This is a genomic window from Rheinheimera sp. MMS21-TC3 (assembly GCF_032229285.1).
GTDB lineage: Bacteria > Pseudomonadota > Gammaproteobacteria > Enterobacterales > Alteromonadaceae > Alishewanella.
Window position 1 is genome coordinate 700299 of the sequence record NZ_CP135084.1, and the last position, 16026, is coordinate 716324.

At 41.6% G+C, this 16026-nt stretch carries 14 protein-coding genes; 9 read left to right on the forward strand and 5 right to left on the reverse strand.

Going from position 1 to position 16026, the window contains the following annotated elements; genetic code table 11:
• Nucleotides 1-72: 72 nt before the first annotated feature.
• From rpoZ to RDV63_RS03650, 3 genes are all read right to left on the reverse strand, one after another.
• Nucleotides 73-348, reverse strand: coding sequence for a DNA-directed RNA polymerase subunit omega (rpoZ, locus tag RDV63_RS03640; protein WP_313908145.1), 276 nt, complete (start codon nucleotides 346-348; stop codon nucleotides 73-75).
• A 41-nt stretch (nucleotides 349-389) separates the two neighbouring features.
• Entirely contained in the window at nucleotides 390-1022 is a 633-nt protein-coding gene (gene gmk, locus RDV63_RS03645; RefSeq protein ID WP_313908146.1) for a guanylate kinase, read from the reverse strand.
• A 68-nt stretch (nucleotides 1023-1090) separates the two neighbouring features.
• A complete protein-coding gene (locus RDV63_RS03650) occupies nucleotides 1091-1576 on the reverse strand; it encodes a DUF4442 domain-containing protein (protein ID WP_313908148.1) in 486 nt (161 codons plus the stop codon).
• 216 nt (nucleotides 1577-1792) lie between these two features.
• Here RDV63_RS03650 and RDV63_RS03655 point away from each other — a divergent pair, with 216 nt between their 5' ends.
• The 5 genes from RDV63_RS03655 (at nucleotide 1793) to RDV63_RS03675 (ending at nucleotide 9163) form a co-directional block, all read left to right on the forward strand.
• Nucleotides 1793-4693: a diguanylate cyclase gene (locus RDV63_RS03655; RefSeq protein ID WP_313908149.1), complete on the forward strand. Its 2901-nt coding sequence runs from the start codon at nucleotides 1793-1795 to the stop codon at nucleotides 4691-4693.
• A gap of 129 nt (nucleotides 4694-4822) precedes the next feature.
• Entirely contained in the window at nucleotides 4823-6859 is a 2037-nt protein-coding gene (locus RDV63_RS03660; RefSeq protein WP_313908150.1) for a methyl-accepting chemotaxis protein, read from the forward strand.
• A gap of 79 nt (nucleotides 6860-6938) precedes the next feature.
• Complete coding sequence (locus RDV63_RS03665; RefSeq protein ID WP_313908151.1) at nucleotides 6939-8504, forward strand: serine hydrolase; 1566 nt, start codon at nucleotides 6939-6941, stop codon at nucleotides 8502-8504.
• A 10-nt stretch (nucleotides 8505-8514) separates the two neighbouring features.
• Nucleotides 8515-9033 (forward strand): DUF1569 domain-containing protein, encoded by a 519-nt coding sequence (locus RDV63_RS03670; RefSeq protein WP_313908152.1) that lies wholly within the window; start codon nucleotides 8515-8517, stop codon nucleotides 9031-9033.
• On the forward strand, nucleotides 9014-9163 hold the full coding sequence (locus RDV63_RS03675; protein WP_313908153.1) for a hypothetical protein: 150 nt from the start codon (nucleotides 9014-9016) through the stop codon (nucleotides 9161-9163). Before RDV63_RS03670 ends, RDV63_RS03675 begins: the two co-directional genes overlap by 20 nt.
• Before the next feature lie 94 nt (nucleotides 9164-9257).
• Here RDV63_RS03675 and RDV63_RS03680 read toward each other — a convergent pair whose 3' ends face one another.
• Both RDV63_RS03680 and ggt read right to left on the reverse strand, forming a co-directional pair.
• Nucleotides 9258-10619, reverse strand: a complete 1362-nt coding sequence (locus RDV63_RS03680; protein WP_313908154.1) for a leucyl aminopeptidase family protein — start codon at nucleotides 10617-10619, stop codon at nucleotides 9258-9260.
• 147 nt (nucleotides 10620-10766) lie between these two features.
• The gene (gene ggt, locus RDV63_RS03685; RefSeq protein ID WP_313908156.1) at nucleotides 10767-12446 is read right to left on the reverse strand and encodes a gamma-glutamyltransferase; all 1680 of its coding nucleotides are present in this window, start codon (nucleotides 12444-12446) and stop codon (nucleotides 10767-10769) included.
• A 152-nt stretch (nucleotides 12447-12598) separates the two neighbouring features.
• Between ggt and RDV63_RS03690 the strand changes: the two genes are divergently transcribed.
• The 4 genes from RDV63_RS03690 to RDV63_RS03705 are packed head-to-tail and all read left to right on the forward strand — an operon-like array spanning nucleotide 12599 to nucleotide 15908.
• Nucleotides 12599-13171 carry a diguanylate cyclase gene (locus RDV63_RS03690; protein ID WP_313908158.1) on the forward strand — a complete coding sequence of 191 codons (573 nt, stop codon included), beginning with the start codon at nucleotides 12599-12601 and terminating at the stop codon, nucleotides 13169-13171.
• Nucleotides 13168-14274: a beta-ketoacyl-ACP synthase III gene (locus RDV63_RS03695; protein ID WP_313908160.1), complete on the forward strand. Its 1107-nt coding sequence runs from the start codon at nucleotides 13168-13170 to the stop codon at nucleotides 14272-14274. The genes RDV63_RS03690 and RDV63_RS03695 overlap by 4 nt, the downstream gene beginning before the upstream one ends.
• 31 nt (nucleotides 14275-14305) lie before the next feature.
• The gene (locus RDV63_RS03700) at nucleotides 14306-15004 is read left to right on the forward strand and encodes an iron-containing redox enzyme family protein (RefSeq protein ID WP_313908162.1); all 699 of its coding nucleotides are present in this window, start codon (nucleotides 14306-14308) and stop codon (nucleotides 15002-15004) included.
• Nucleotides 14994-15908 (forward strand): DUF6999 family protein, encoded by a 915-nt coding sequence (locus tag RDV63_RS03705; RefSeq protein ID WP_313908164.1) that lies wholly within the window; start codon nucleotides 14994-14996, stop codon nucleotides 15906-15908. The genes RDV63_RS03700 and RDV63_RS03705 overlap by 11 nt, the downstream gene beginning before the upstream one ends.
• Nucleotides 15909-16026 lie beyond the last annotated feature (118 nt).

A 16026-nucleotide genomic window follows, 5' to 3' on the forward strand; every position in this document is an offset into this window, starting at 1 on the left:
TTATGAATATACGTCTATTTTACGAAGTTGCCAACGGCTAATATACCGCTGGCATACAGATATGGGGAATTTTTATTGATCAGAGCCGATAATAGCAGCAACTGCGGCCATTTCTGTCGCTTCTTGCTGAATTTGATCACGACGTTCTTGCGCGTCTAACGAAGTGCTAGTGATCAAGCCTTTTTCAATTTCACGTAAAGCAATAACTGTTGGTTTATCATTTTCGATATCAACTAATGCTTCTTTACCCTCAACCGCTAACTGACGAGCACGACGAGATGCTACTAAAATCAAATCAAACCGGTTACCAATTTTATCTACTGCATCTTGAACTGTTACGCGAGCCATTTACCACTCCAGTGTGTTTTCACAAGACTAGACAGTTTACGCTATTTTGTTGCTTTGGCCAACAACTCTGTGAGTAAAGCTGGATGTTTACTCAATTGCGAGTCAAAGCTATTACGCTGTGCTAACACTATTTGGCTAAATTCACGCTGAGCCTGAGCAAAATCATCATTAATAATTAAATACTCGTACTCATTGGCATGGCTCATTTCGCTGTAGGCTTCCGCCATTCGCTTAGCAATAACTTCAGCACTATCTTGGCCACGATTAGTTAATCTATTCTCTAATTCTGCAAGACTTGGCGGTAGGATGAAAATACCAATAGCAGTATTAGTTTGCTGACGAATTTGCCGTGCACCTTGCCAATCGATATCTAAAAATACATCTATGCCTTGCTCTAAACTTTGTTGAATACTGTGTTTAGATGTACCGTAATAGTTACCAAAGACTTCAGCCCATTCAAAAAAAGCATCTTGTTTAATTAGCGCTTTAAACTCTTCAATACTAATGAAGTGATAGTGAACACCATCAACTTCACCTGGTCTAGGTGCTCTTGTAGTATGAGATATGCTGACCTGCATATCTTTATGTTGCTTTAAAAGCGCTTGGATCAGGCTAGATTTCCCCGCACCACTCGGTGCAGAGATAATAAATAGATTACCGCTAAGTTGCTGCATAGTTTTCAGTATTAAAGTAGCTAATAGACTGGCAGATTCTAATCGTTGTCATCGTTAGGTGCAAACCGCTAGCCTTTACGTTTTTTGGCTTTTACTGAGAGTGTTAAGGTAAATGTCGCCATAGCTTCAGAGCCATGTAAGCTAGGGCAAGTGACAACAACTGAAACTGGACGGTTAATTCGCTCGCCACTGGCTAATGACTCATCAATCATCTGGTCGATAATATCACCATCGTGGCTAGTAAAATGCACTTTAGCTTCAGGTCGCTTTAAAAATTGCCCTTGCACATCTTTAAATGCAAAGTTAGCGTTCACACCGCGGTTTTGAGCCTTAGTAAATACCAGAAAAGCACCGGCTAAGTCAGCGCCAATGGCTAAGGCGCCAAAATAGACACTGCCTAAATGGTTCTTGGTTCGCCAACCATGAGGGATAGTTACTTCAAGGGTTTTATTGTCCATATGAACAATTTTAGGTGAACAAAAACCTATTAATGGAATATAGCGCCAAGCAAAAAACTTTAAAGCCCAGTTAGCTTTACGTAATGATAATGCCATTTATTTAATTCCGTTTGATTACTTAATCAAAGCTTATACTGGTACGACCATTACTGCAAGGTGGCCGTTTAAGTATTAAAACAGACCGTTCGTCGGTGAAAATTTTTGTTTGTTAATCATTTTATAGTAGAGTCAGTACATAAAGAGAGCAAAGGTAGATCCTAATTGGCAAGATTTCAGTTAATTTTTTGGCTGCTTCTATTTAGTTGCTTTAGTGTGACGCAAGCTCAGGCTAGTTTAGATAAGCAAGAAGAATATTTATACCGCTTTTGGTCGGTAGAGGCTGGCCTTCCCCAGATTTCAGTTACTGCAATCGAACAAGATGATGCAGGCTATCTTTGGGTCGGTACGCAAAATGGTTTAGCTCGTTTTGATGGTGTAAATTTTACGGTTTTCAATACTGCGAATAGCCCTGCTTTTTCATCCAACTTTATTACAGCTATCCATTTTGATAAGCAACAGCGCTTATGGATCGGTACAGCTAATGGCCTTATTCGTTATCAAGATAATAAATTTTCTGCTTTAGACAAGGTGCGACTCCATAATGGTATTAGTGATATTGTCGAACAAGAAGATGGCGCTATTTATATAGGAGCGGGTGATTTATATCAATGGAATGAGCAGCTAGAGTCATTACAGCGGGTATTAGCTCATCAAGGAGTGGTCACTTCACTACTTAACCACCAAGATATTTTATATATTGGTGGTCAGTCAGGATTTGCAGTATTAAATCAAGATGGATATCAATGGTATACGGCACCAGATAATTTGGGTGAGTTGCAAGTTTTACAATTAGGTTTGCAAGAAGGAGATTTATATTTAGGCACCACAAATGGCTTGATACGCTGGCATAATCATCGGTGGTATCCTATGTCTTTGCCAGATCACCCTGATGGCAAGCAGCTCGAAATGTTCTATTCAGATCCAGAGCAGCGACTCTGGGTTGCTAGTTATAAAAACTTATATCAAATTTTTCAGCGTGAAGTCTTTACTGCCCAGCAAGTCCAAGGCAAATTCGAAGAGTTTTCTTGGATTGAAGCCATGCTGCGGGATAAGTTCGGTAACTTGTGGCTAGGTAGCCATGCTTATGGCTTAAAACGGCTACGCAAGCCACAAACCCAGAGGTACAGCACTAAACAAGGTATAGCGGATCCTTTTGTTTGGTCACTTCAGCCGTGGCGAGAGCATATGCTAGTGGGTACTAATAATGGTTTATCTTTATTGAATGATGGCCAGTTTGAAACAGTACCTGCTAATAAACACATACCTAACCCTTTAGTCTATAGCATGTTTTTGGATAGCAAACATAGGTTATGGCTTGGTTTACGCGGTGGTTTAAGCCGACTTGATGGCAATACTTTAGTGTGGCAACAAAATTATGATTCCATTTCGCATTTAATGGTCTCGTCTTTTGCGGAAGAAAATGAGCGGGTGTGGGTAGGCACAAATCGTGGATTATACTTTGTTAAAGAAAATAAGTTACAGCTACAACTAGAGCCAGAGGTATTACAAGAGGCTCAAGTGCGCACTGTGGCACTTGATAGTAAGCATCGATTATGGGTTGGAACCGAAAATGGTCTTTATTTACGAGAAGGAGATAGTTTTACTGAACTCAAGGACCTACCTATATCTGGTGGCTTTATCAGTGTGGTAAAAGAGTTTTCTGATGGCAATATACTGATTGGCAGCCTTAATTATGGTTTTGTTTTTGGCCAACCCGGAGAATGGTACTGGTTTAATCAAAATAATGGCTTGCCAGGTAATGGTATTATCTATGTTGAAAAAGTAGCAAATCACTTGATAGTTACTAATTTAGAAGGCGCTTATCGGCTGAATTATGCAGCGCTTAGCCAAGGTAAAGCTGAGCAAGTATATATGATGCTAGATGATCGTAGGCCTGAATCAGTGACTGACTCACGTCGATGTTGTAATGGCGCAGGTAGTAGCAAAGGTGCTTTATATGCTAACCAATTATGGTTCCCTACCTTAGATGGTGTACTGGCTTTTCCTGTCGAACAATTAGAGCAATATGGGCCTATACCTCAACCAGTATTAGAAAGTTTAACGGCAAGTGGTCAGCAGTACTTTAACCATAAAACAATATTGACACCTGAACAAAGAGACTGGCACTTCCGCTTTACCGCACCATTTTATACCTTGCCATCGTCTTTAATGTTTAGGTATCAGTTAGAAGGTTATGATAATAGCTGGATTGATGCCGGTAGTCGCCGCGAAGCCTTTTACACTAATTTACCACCAGGTCAGTACCGTTTTACTGTGCAATCCCGTTTAGCATCAGATTACCGCTGGAGTGATGCTGTGAGTATGGATATTAATTTACAGTATTATTGGTATGAAACAAACACAGCACGCATTGTAGTGTTATTGCTATTTATATTATTATTTTGGCTATTATATCGCTGGCGATTAATGAACTTAGCCAGTGCTAAGCAGAAACTAGAAATATTAGTACAAGAACGTACTAACGAGCTACATCAAGCTAACCAAAAGTTACAGCGTTTAAGTATGCAGGATGCGCTTACAGGATTGGCTAACCGGCACTATTTAGATACCAATATTAAACAAATAATTTCTCGTTCTGATCGTAGTAGCAGGCCACTGATTTGGGCTTTGCTTGATTTAGACCATTTTAAACAGATTAATGATACTTTTGGTCACCAAGTAGGTGACAATGTTATTAAAGTGGTAGCAGAGTTGTTGCAAACAAATAGTCGGCAGTCTGATCATATAATCCGTTGGGGTGGCGAAGAGTTTTTACTTTTGTTAGAACATAGTGCAGATGCTTTGTTAGTTTTAAAACGCATCCATCAAGCTATAGGTTGCTATCCATGGCAGCAAGAGATGGGTTTAAAGCAGCCGTTAACCTGTTCAATAGGCGCAATAACACAGCTAAAAGATTGGGATTGGCAGCATAGTTTACGTTTAGCTGACCACGCATTATATTGGGTAAAAGAGCATGGTCGTAATGGCTATATGTTATTGGAAGTAAGCTCGCCGCCCCAGAGTGAACTGTTGGCAGAAACCCTTAATATTAGCCAACTTTTGGTAGAAGGTAAGCTAAAGGCTAACACTAATCTAAAGTTTGCTAGTAATTAATAATTAAGTTAGTTAAATGAAAGGGATAGGTATAGAAGAGGATTTCTTAGGCTAGCTACAGTGAATTAGTAGCTTTTCTTTACATAATATGATTAATATAGTTTTATCACATTTTTGAGAAGAGTAACTATGAACGGAATTAAACAGCTGTCTATAAAACAAAAGTTTCTATTTAGCATAGCTTCAGTTATTACTATTTTATCCGTACTAACCTCTTGGTTTACAGTAAATCATATAAGTAACCTGACTCTTGATAGAGTAAAAACAGAAGTTAGCAGTAAAGTAGAAGCTGGTGCTATCGATGCATTAAAATTCTTTTCTGAATATGCTCAGGTATCACGTACCTTTATTGAAAGTCCGCAATTTATAAAGTGGTTTGCTGAGTATCCGGGCCGAGGTGTTGATCTAAGCACAGTGCCAGGCTATGACGATATTAATAATACCTTTAAAAGCATAAGTGAGCGAGATCCGGTAATTTTATCGGCATTTTTAGCTTTTGGCCCATCAGATGAATATTTCCGCGAAGATGAACGTACAGGAGTCGATACAGAAGGCCCAGATGCAGGTAAGTTGGATAAAGGCTACTTTGTAACAAGAAGACCTTGGTACCAAGAAATGATGAAAGAAACTACCTATGTCGTTCGCTCACCACACGAAGACTTTCAAACCGGTCGCATTTCAGGTGTAGTTCAAGGTCCAGTTTATCTACCCGATGGCACCTTAATGGGCTTTGGTGGGGTAGATTTATACATGAATAAAATAGGCGAGCAAGTTGACCGAGTGCAATATGAGGGTGAAGGTTTTGCTTTTTTACTCGATGAGCAAGGCAACTTAGTCCACTTAGCAACTCAAGCAGGTATTGAAGCTATAAAGGTTAATGATAGCTTTAGTAAATTAAATGACTTACCAGACTCCTCAGGATTTCATTTACTGGTTGAAGCGGCCAAAAATCAAACCTCAGGCTTTATTCCCGTTAAGCTGCAAGGTCAAAATTATTATGCTTCATTTCAGCCGGTAGCAGCGGATTTTCCTAAAATTGCTTGGTTAACCGGTTTGTTAGTGCCGGAATATATGATTGAAGAGCCTATTCAACAGGCTGCAAACTGGGCTATTGTCTTCACTATTATCTTTATTACTGCCATGGTTATCGTGGTGTTACTGTTAATCCGCATTATTCTAAAACCATTATCTGAATTAGAAATAGCGCTTCGTGGTATTGCTAGTGGTGATGGTGATTTAACTCGAACTATCCAAGTTAAAAACCAGGATGAAGTAGGAATATTAGCAAACCACTTTAATGCCTTTGTAGCTAAGCTTCGTCAGTCATTGCAAAACACTGCTAGCCAAGCTGATAAAGTTCAGTATTCTAGTCAGCATCTTACTGCAGTTGCAACTAACACTAACAATGAAATTCAAGCGAGCAAACAACAAATAGATTCTGTTTCAACAGCAGTAAATGAAATGGCCGCGACGGTACAGGAAATTAGCTACAATGCCCACGAAACTAGCGATGCCGCTATTATTGCTCAGCAGCAAGCAGATGAAGGTACTAAGCTGTCTAATCATTCTGTATCTGATATGGATATGTTAGCCCAAACAATGTTAGATAGTGTGGAAGTTATTGCAGGTTTGGCTAAAGAATCTGAGAATATAGGTACTGTTATTGATGTGATTGAATCCATTGCCGACCAAACTAACTTATTGGCACTTAATGCCGCTATAGAGGCAGCCCGAGCGGGGGACCAAGGCAGAGGCTTTGCTGTAGTAGCTGATGAAGTGAGATCGTTAGCGGGTCGTACTAGCGATAGCACTGAGCATATTCGAGTAATGGTAGAAAAGTTACAGAATATCGCTAAGCATGCAGAAAATAAAATGGAGCAGGGTAAAAAACAAACAGACCAAAGTGCTGATAGAGCCAAAGCTATCCAAAGTGCCTTAACTAAAATTAGTGCCGCTATTGATAAAGTGCAGCAGCAAAGTAGTGAAATTGCCGGAGCAACCTCACAGCAGCAAGTGGTGGCTGAAGATATTAATCAGCGCCTAACTGAAGTGAATGATCTAGTGAATAGTACTGCTAAACATGCGGATGCATTATCTTTAGAAGCTATTTCGTTAGATAAGTCAGCTACTGAACTTAATAAAATAGTTCAGCAATTTAAAATTTAATCCTACTTAAACCTAGATGCTGTTAACCGTTTTGGTTAGCAGCATCTAGCCGAAACTATTTTATTCTGGAGATCCTTCCATGCAAACAATAACTAAAGTTCTTAGCGTCTCTTTGTTAAGTGCACTAATATCCGCTTGTAGTTCTACTGTTACTAGCCCTGAACAGAGTAATATTGCTTTAGACCAAAAAATTCGCCAAACAGCACAAGCAAGTTTGCAAGCATTTAATATTCCAGGTATTGCCGTAGTTGCAGTACAAGATGGCAAAGTTGTTTTAGCTGAAGGTTTTGGTATTCGCGACCTTGCCAACCAAGAACTGGTAACGGCGGATACGTTGTTTGGTATTGCTTCCCATACTAAGGCCTTTACTGCTGCGGCTATCGGCCAACTGGTTGCACAAGGGAAAGTGAACTGGGATGATAAAGTTATTCAACATTTACCTGAATTTCGCTTAGCGGATGCAAGCTTAACGCAAAAAGTGACTATTAGAGATTTATTAAGTCATCGCACAGGCTTAGGCTTAGGTGCAGGTGACTTAATGATTTGGCCAAATACAGATAAAACCTCAGAGCAACTCTTAGCTGGTGTTGCCCACTTGCCGATAGAGCAAGATTTACGCCAAGGGTTTGCCTATAACAACCTAATGTTTGTAACCGCAGGGCTAGTAATAGAACGAGTAACCGGCATGCCTTATGCGCAGTATATTGCAGAGCACTTTTTCCAGCCGTTACAAATGGATAACAGCGTTGTAGGCTTTGATAACTTAAAGCCAGATAACAGCAATATCGCTATTGGTAATATCGACTATAAAGGCGAAGTACATCGCTTCCCGCTTGATTATTTACAAGATTTTGCAGCTGCAGGTGCCACCCTATCTAGTGTCGATGACATGGGGAACTGGCTATTGACGTTATTAAATGAAGGTAAAAGCCCAAGCGGTGCGCAAATAATAGCGCCTGAACAATTAGCGCAAATGTGGCAGCTAACTACACCATTGCCGGTGCGGCATAAGTCGGGCCAGCAAAGCACTCATTTTAGAGGCTACGGCATGGGCTGGTTTGTAAAAGACTATCATGGTGTAAAACATATCTCTCATAGCGGTGGTATCTTAGGCATGCTGTCGTTAACAACGCTAATTCCAGAGAAAAATTTCGCCATTACAGTGCTGTCTAATCAACAGGCTTTTCAAGGTTTAACAACAGTAACAGAAGAAGCCTTAGAGCAAGTGCTTAACTTGCCTGACACTGATTGGTTAGCATTGCAAACTAAACAATATCAAGAATTTATGCAGCATAAAAATAGCTTTGAGTTAAAGCCTGCTGATAATAAAACTGCTGCATTACCGTTAAAGCATTATGCCGGTAAATATCAAGACAATTGGTATGGTGAAGTGACCGTTCAGCAACAGGCTGAGCAATTGCATATTAGCTTTGACCATACTGAAATTCTAAAAGGAGTATTAGAGCACTATGATGGCAATACCTTTGTTGTACGCTGGAATGAACCTTTATTAGAAGCTGACGCTTTTATCCGCTTTACTGCGGCTGATAACGGTAAAATTAACAGCGCAACAATGGAAGCTATAGCCGACTTTACTGACTTTAGCTTTGATTTTCATAATTTAAACTTAGTTAAAAAGCAGTAACGAATAACGTATGCAGCGGCGTAAGTTTATCCAATACGCTCTTGCCGTTCCATTAGCAACCTTATTAGGTACTAAGGTTGTTGCTATGGTGCGGCATTATCCGTTATTTGATTTGCTGCAACAGCTTAAACGTTATCCAGCAAATAAGTTAATTAGCCACGGCGACTGGCCTGTCAGTCAGATATTGCAGCACTTAGCGCAAAGTGTCCGTTATTCTCGCCTTGGTTATCCTGAGCATAAATCAACCTTGTTTCATTATACTACTGGCAGCATTGCATTTAATGCTTTTGCTGCCAGCGGTAGCATGCATCATGCTTTAAATGAACCTATACCTGGAGCACCGAGTTTAGTGAACAAGGTGCCTAATGATGTCGCGTTGGCTGAGTTGATACAAGAGCTAGAAATATTTATTGCTTGGCAAGGCGATTTAGCGCCGCACTTTGCTTATGGCCACCTAACTAAACAGCAATATTATACTGCGCATTATTTGCATATTCAGGGGCATTTAATTGAGATCAGTCTCAGTTGATACCAATGCACTGAATGAAAAAATTGCTAGGCTTAATCAAGATGGCTGGATGGTAAAATCTATAACCCCAAATGCATCATTAATGGGTAATGTTATTTCTTATACCTTATTTATAGAATTAAAAGTCTAATGCACCAGTGATAAAGGCAGCCTTAGGTCAAGTATGAAACTAAAAAGCCCAAATTAGAAATTTCTGGTTTGGGCTTTTTAGTAGCCAGGGCTAACTAGCTTGCAAAACGTTGCTGTAAATATTCAAACACGGCACGAAGACCAAAGGCTTCACCGCCTATAGGCCGGCCAGGTAGGGCGCGATTATTCCAAGCCATTATATCAAAATGACTCCAGCTAATACCTTCGTCAACAAAAGCTTCTAGGTATAAAGCGGCTGTTATCGCCCCGCCAAAAGGTGTTTTGCCGCAGTTAGCTAAATCGGCGATATCACTGCCGGTTAAGTCATAATAAGGCTTATATAGCGGCATGCGCCAAACCGGATCTTCAACCTTTAAGCCCGCGGCGGTTATCTCTGCGGCAACGGTATCATCATTACTGAAAAAACCGGGTAATTCAGTGCCTAAGGCTACCCGCATAGCACCGGTTAAGGTCGCAAAATCAATCAGTAAGTCAGGCTTATCGTTACTGGCTTCTGCTAAGGCGTCACATAATACTAAGCGGCCTTCGGCGTCGGTATTATCTATTTCAACGGTTAAGCCTTTGCGCGTTTTAATTACATCGCCAGGCCTAAAGGCATTCGCCGACACCGCATTTTCAACCGCAGGCACTAATACCCGCAGGCGCACGGGGAGCTTTGCCGCCATAATCTGGTGAGCAAGGCCAATAACATGAGCAGCACCGCCCATGTCTTTTTTCATTAAGCGCATGCCAGAGCCCGGCTTTAAATCTAAACCGCCAGAGTCAAAGCAAACACCTTTACCTACTAGGGTGACTTTAGGTGCATTTTCATCGCCCCACGTTAGGTCAATTAAGCGCGGTAAATTATCACTAGCACGGCCAACCATATGAATAGTAGGGTAGTTTTGCTTTAATAAATCATCACCAACAATTTGCTGAACCTTGCCACCAAATTCGTCGGCTAATTGCTGCATAACCTCGGCTAAGTGTTGCGGCATCATGTCTGCTGCAGGCGTATTAACAAGATCACGTACTATCGACACCGAGCGAACTAATTGTAAAGTACTGGCTACGATATCGGCGTTATCAATAACCAGTTGCGGATACTGCTTATCGTTTTTCTTATAACGATCAAATTTATAAGCACCTAAAGCCCAACCAAAAGCAGCAACACGACACTGGGCATCACTGGCTGATAGTAAATATTGATTTGCTGGCAACTGATTAACAATATCACCACATACCCAATAAGCATCAGGCTTATCGGTAACATAAATAACTTGGCTAATTTGGCCATCGCTATCAGGAATAAGGCTTAAGCCTTTAGCTGAAAATTGAGTGGCCTTAAGCCAGTTTTGTAGCGAAGAGGCTTGTTTAGAAAGCCATTGCTCAAAGTCTTGCTTAGCAATAATAGTTAAAGGAATTCCGGCTGAGCCGTTAATAAGTAATGGGGTCATATAAAGTCAACTTTGTCTGATAGAAATAAAACTAACTAAGATTAGCATGAAGCGAAGATAAGATGAATCGAGCGACAGGAGACTCCTAGTTAAGTTGGTAACGAAGGGGCAAAGTATTTGCCCCTGTAGTGCAGTTATATACCAAAGTTAATAGTTAAATACGGTTGCAACACCTCTTGAGCGTGGATCGGCAACAGCTTCAACTTTACCCTTGGAGACTTTAATCGCCTGAATGTCCCCTAGGTTCCAGCTTTGGGTTACTAGCTTATAGCCTTTATCTTCTAATGCTTGCTGCACATCTTTTGGTGGCTGGGCATAGGGCTCCATAGTGATTTGATCTTTAGGTAATAGTTGGTGGTGAAAGCGGGGCGCCGCTACGGCGTCGGCTAAGGGCATTTTATAATCGTAGAGATTATTAATTACCTGAAAAATAGAAGTGAAAATGGTCGAGCCGCCGGGGGTGCCAATAACTAACTCTATTTGTTTGTCTTTAAGTAGTAAACTCGGTGCCATTGACGACAACATACGCTTACCTGGGGCTATGGCATTAGCGTCACTGCCTACCACGCCAAAGGCATTAGGCACACCTGCTTTGGCAGAGAAGTCATCCATTTCGTTATTTAGTAAAAAGCCAGCGCCTTCAACAACAACTCCGCTGCCAAAGTCTAGGTTTAAGGTGTAGGTATTAGATACCGCATTGCCGTCTTTATCTAAAATAGAAAAGTGCGTGGTGTGATAGCCTTCTAAGCCGGGTTTAACATCAGCTGTTACTGAGATGTGTTTTGGGTTTATTTCGTTGGCGCGTTTGTCTAAATAGCTGGGGGCAACTAATTGCGCTTGGGGGACTTCAGTAAAGCTAGGATCACCTAAGTAATCGGCTCTGTCGGCAAATACCCGTTTTTCAATTTCTGCGATTAAATGAACATATTGGCTGCTATTTAACGCCACGCCATCAAAATGACTCGCTAAACGCTGCTTTAGGCCTAGTAATTGGCTTAACGCAATGCCGCCCGAGCTAGGCGGTGGCGCTGTAACTACTTGATAGCCTTGCCAGTCGGTAATAACAGGCTGGCGCCATACGCTTTGGTAAGAGGCTAAATCGGCTAAGCTGATAAGGCCACCGCTGCGTTGCATTTGTGCCACTAACAACCTAGCGGTTTCACCTTGATAAAAGTCTTTCGGGCCTTCTTGTGCTATACGTTGCAAGGTTGCGGCAAGCTCGGGTTGTTTAAAGTTTGTGTTGGCAATCATATCGCTAAAGTACTGCGCAAAGTTGGTTTTACCTTCTAATTGCTGCAGTAAGTCTTCCCGATATTGAAACTGGTTTTCAGCAACGGTAAAGCCCATTTTAGCGTAGACAATGGCAGGCTGTATTAAGTCGGCCCAAGGTAAGTTGCCAAATTTCTGGTGCGCCTCCCATAAGCCCATTACTGTGCCGGGTACGCCACTGGCTTTAGCGCCAATTAAGCTTAAGTCGGCAATAACTTCTTTGTTCTCATCTAGATACATATCTTTATCTGCGGCAGCAGGGGCGGTTTCGCGGTAATCTAAAAAGTAGGCCTTGCCGTCAAACCAAATGGTCATAAAACCACCACCACCAATATTACCCGCTTCGGGATAAGTGACCGCTAGGGTAAAAGCGGTGGCTACAGCTGCATCTACCGCGTTGCCGCCTTTGCGCAGAATTTGTTCGGCAACAAGGGCACCGTATTGATCGGGGGAGGCGACTGCGCCGGTGTTGCTTGGTTTAACTGATTCTGCAGGTTTGGGTGAGCAGCCAAAGCTAACAATTAGGTATAAGCAGATAATGAATAAGCGAAAGACCATGATGTCAGTGTTCTCTAATAGCAATTTGCTGTAGTTTTAACTCTTAGTATCTGGAATTACAAGAGGTAAAAAAAGCGGTTTGAGATAAGTCAGTTACATAATATTCACCTTAATGTATAGTAAGCGGCTGTATTTGCACCAAAAGGAGTAAGGTGTTGCAAACAAATCAGTTACTTATTCAGTTGATGCTTTATGTTTATCTACCGCTATGGGGGATAGCCGGTTTTGTTGACTGGTGCTGCCATCGCGCTACTCGTATTGAACATACCTCTGGCTTGAAAGAATCATTAGTGCATTCATTAATGGGCATACAAATGGCTGTGCCTATTTTGTTGTGTCTGTTGTTTAAAGTGAATGTGCTTATTTTATTAATTTGCATCGCGGCTTGGCTGGCGCATGAGGCGGTTGCCCATTATGACGTGCATTATGCTGCGCCTAAACGGCATATTAGTGTTTGGGAAATGCATGCCCACAATTATTTAGCTACCTTGCCGTTATATATGCTGCTGTTAATTATTGTTATTAATTATCAGGTGTTTATAAAGCTGATTACCTTTAATTGGCAGGGCGAGTTTAGTTTAAACCGCATGCCTTATGCGCATGGCGGTGACGGTTATTTGCCTTATTATCTTGGTTTTATGGCCGTGGTATGTGTGTTGCCTTATATGGAAGAAAACTTACGCTGCTTAGTGGTGGCATTAAAGAATAAGACGAGTACAGCATGAGTGTGTTTATTACCAGTAGTGGCCGGCATTTGCCTGGGCCGCCAATTAACAACGAGCAAATAGAGCCTTTATTAGGCTTAGTGCATGGTAAGGCTAGCCGGTTAAAACGACGTATTTTGCAGTCTAACGGCATTCATACTCGGCATTATGCAATAGATGCTAATCATAATACGCTAATAACTAATAGTGCTATGGCTGCACAGGCGGCTGAACAGTGTTTACACGATAGCTTTTTAAACAAAAGACAAGTAAAGATGCTAAGTGCGGCCACTAGCCAAGGTGATATTGTGTTGCCGGGCTTTGGCTCTATGGTGCAAGCCGAATTAGGCTTAAGTGATATAGAGTTACATAGCAGTCATGGTATTTGCTCTAGTAGCATGATGGCATTAAAGACGGCTTATACCAATATAAAAGCCGGTGAGCAAAACAATGCCTTAGTGGTTGCCAGTGAGCTAACTTCGCGTTTATTTAAAGCCAGCCGTTATGAAGCCGCTGGCGCTGCAATAGATTTTAATGCTGAGTTTTTACGCTGGATGTTATCTGATGGTGCCGGTGCTTTATTGTTAGAGCAACAGCCGCGTGGCCAGTGTTTTCGTATCGATTGGATCCGCAGTTTTTCACATGCCGATGCTTATCCGGTATGTATGAGCGTCGGCTTCCCTAGCGAGCAAAATGGCGATAGAAGCTGGCAAGATTACCCCACTTACGCTGAGGCAGAAGCTGCTGGCGCCTTACTTATTCGCCAAGACGTTAGGTTATTAGAAAACATTGTTAAGTTAGGTGTTGATGGTTATTTGCGTCTTATCGCTGAAAGCCGAGTGCAGCCCGAGAAAGTAGACCATGTATTATGCCATTATTCGTCGCATTACTTTCGCGGTAAAATTTTCGACATGATGCAGCGTGCTGGAGTCGGTATTGCTGAAGAAAAGTGGTACAGCAATTTATACAGTCGGGGCAATACTGGCTGTGCCTCAATTTTTATTATGCTTGATGAGTTTAAGCGCACCCAATCTTATAAAACCGGTGACACTATTTTATGTATGGTGCCAGAAAGTGGCCGTTTTAATAATGCGTATATGCAGTTAACTGTGGTTGAAGCTTAGTTACACTCTTTGATGCCAAGGAAACAATTTAATGTCTGAAAATACATCTGAACATATTTTAACGCCGCAAGGCCAGCAGTGCTTGCAAGCCTTAATGAGAACCTGGTTTGAGTTTGAGCGTCAGTTAGGCCGAGTGCCATTAATTCAACGTTTAGAGCGTGGCCAATTTAGCCAAGCCGATTACCGCCAGTTACTGCTTAACTGGCGCCAGCAAGTTATTGAAGGGTCGCGCTGGATCAGCCGTTGTGCCTCTAGTTTCGACCGTGATTATAGTGATGTACGCTCTGTTATTATTGGCCATGCCCGTGAAGAGCACCGTGATTATGAAATGCTAGAGCAAGACTTCGTTGCCGCAGGGGGCGAGTTAACCGCTATTCAGCAAGCTAGCAGGAATGTGGGCACTGAAGCTTTGCATGGTTTTTTAATGTATCGCGCCAGCCAAACAAACCCAGCAGACTTAATAGGCGCTATGTGGATTATTGAAGGTTTAGGCCAAAAAATGGCCTCAAGCTGGGCCGAGCAAATTGATAAAAGTACTAAGAGCGATGGCAGCTTTACTCGGTTTATGCGCTATCACGGCGCTAATGATGATGACCATATGCAAAAGCTGTATCAGTTAATTGACCGTTTATGCCAAAGCCCAGATCAGCTTAGTGCCATAGTGCGCACGGCGCGCGTTACCGCTCGGTTGTATTGCCTGCAATTAGAAGAGGTAGACAATGAGTACTGATTTTAACAATGGCAATACTCATTCTAGCAAGCAAAGCGCTAACTCTAGTAAGGCTAGTGCTTATTTAAAGGCGATTGCTCAAGACAATTCGTTGCCAATAGAGCAGTCGGCGTTAGATTTATGGTTAAAAGACTTACAAAATCCCCTGCGCTGGGGCATTCGGCCATTGTTGCAGTTTATCTTTGCTGTATTACTGCACATTGTTTGGTTTTTTAAGCGACTGCCGTTACCGCAATTTAGTGCTCATGTTAGTTTACAAAAGCTTATTTGCTGGTTTTGCACCCATTTTGTTAGTCGTGAAGCTAACCTGCTGATATTGCGTCATTATGCGACGGAATCAAATATTCTTAACTTTTTAGCGGCTAATAGCCCTGATGCTAACTTTAAACCCGTGCAGCTATATCCTAAAAGTATCGCTCAAATGCAACAGGCAAGTTTTGTCGACCATGATCAAGAGCTATTTCGATTGTTCGCAGAGCTAGGGCCTTGGCATCATCCGGCCAAGCCATTAGCTAAAGCTGAGCTTAATTGGCAGCATTGGCAGCCTATAGATATGGCAGAGTTTCAGTTTACTGAAAAGCGCCGTCAGTGGCTTGATTTTGAAAGTGCCCACGCGTTATTTATGTGTTTATTCTGCTTGCTGTTAACTCGAGAAGAATATCGTGATGCCATTAATGGTTTTAATTTAGATCAGTCTATTGCTAAGCGTATTGGCGATTTGGTGGGCAATCCTAATTTAACCGAAATGGCTTATAACAAGTACCCTCATTATTTAGTCGGGCCATGGAACTTAGGTCAGCGCTTTTTAATGCACGGCTTTTTTACCGAGCATTTATACACTTATTTAGACCAGCTGCGACAAAGTAGTAAGGATAGTGGCGAAAAAGACACTAGTACCATTTAATTTTTGTTACATATTATTAATGTGCACCGACCCCATATTATATTTTACTACTTGCTTTCTTTAATACTTATGCTAGAAAAGTAAGGTCAAAATAATAATAAAAATGATAAAACAACAA

Excerpts from the sequence above, each read along its gene's own strand:
- RDV63_RS03650 (WP_313908148.1), bottom strand. The coding sequence starts at position 1,576 with ATGGCATTATCATTACGTAAAGCTAACTGGGCTTTAAAGTTTTTTGCT.
- RDV63_RS03705 (WP_313908164.1), top strand. The coding sequence starts at position 14,994 with ATGAGTACTGATTTTAACAATGGCAATACTCATTCTAGCAAGCAAAGC.
- gmk (WP_313908146.1), bottom strand. The coding sequence starts at position 1,022 with ATGCAGCAACTTAGCGGTAATCTATTTATTATCTCTGCACCGAGTGGT.
- RDV63_RS03680 (WP_313908154.1), bottom strand. The coding sequence starts at position 10,619 with ATGACCCCATTACTTATTAACGGCTCAGCCGGAATTCCTTTAACTATT.
- ggt (WP_313908156.1), bottom strand. The coding sequence starts at position 12,446 with ATGGTCTTTCGCTTATTCATTATCTGCTTATACCTAATTGTTAGCTTT.
- RDV63_RS03670 (WP_313908152.1), top strand. The coding sequence starts at position 8,515 with ATGCAGCGGCGTAAGTTTATCCAATACGCTCTTGCCGTTCCATTAGCA.
- RDV63_RS03660 (WP_313908150.1), top strand. The coding sequence starts at position 4,823 with ATGAACGGAATTAAACAGCTGTCTATAAAACAAAAGTTTCTATTTAGC.
- RDV63_RS03665 (WP_313908151.1), top strand. The coding sequence starts at position 6,939 with ATGCAAACAATAACTAAAGTTCTTAGCGTCTCTTTGTTAAGTGCACTA.
- RDV63_RS03700 (WP_313908162.1), top strand. The coding sequence starts at position 14,306 with ATGTCTGAAAATACATCTGAACATATTTTAACGCCGCAAGGCCAGCAG.
- RDV63_RS03695 (WP_313908160.1), top strand. The coding sequence starts at position 13,168 with ATGAGTGTGTTTATTACCAGTAGTGGCCGGCATTTGCCTGGGCCGCCA.
- rpoZ (WP_313908145.1), bottom strand. The coding sequence starts at position 348 with ATGGCTCGCGTAACAGTTCAAGATGCAGTAGATAAAATTGGTAACCGG.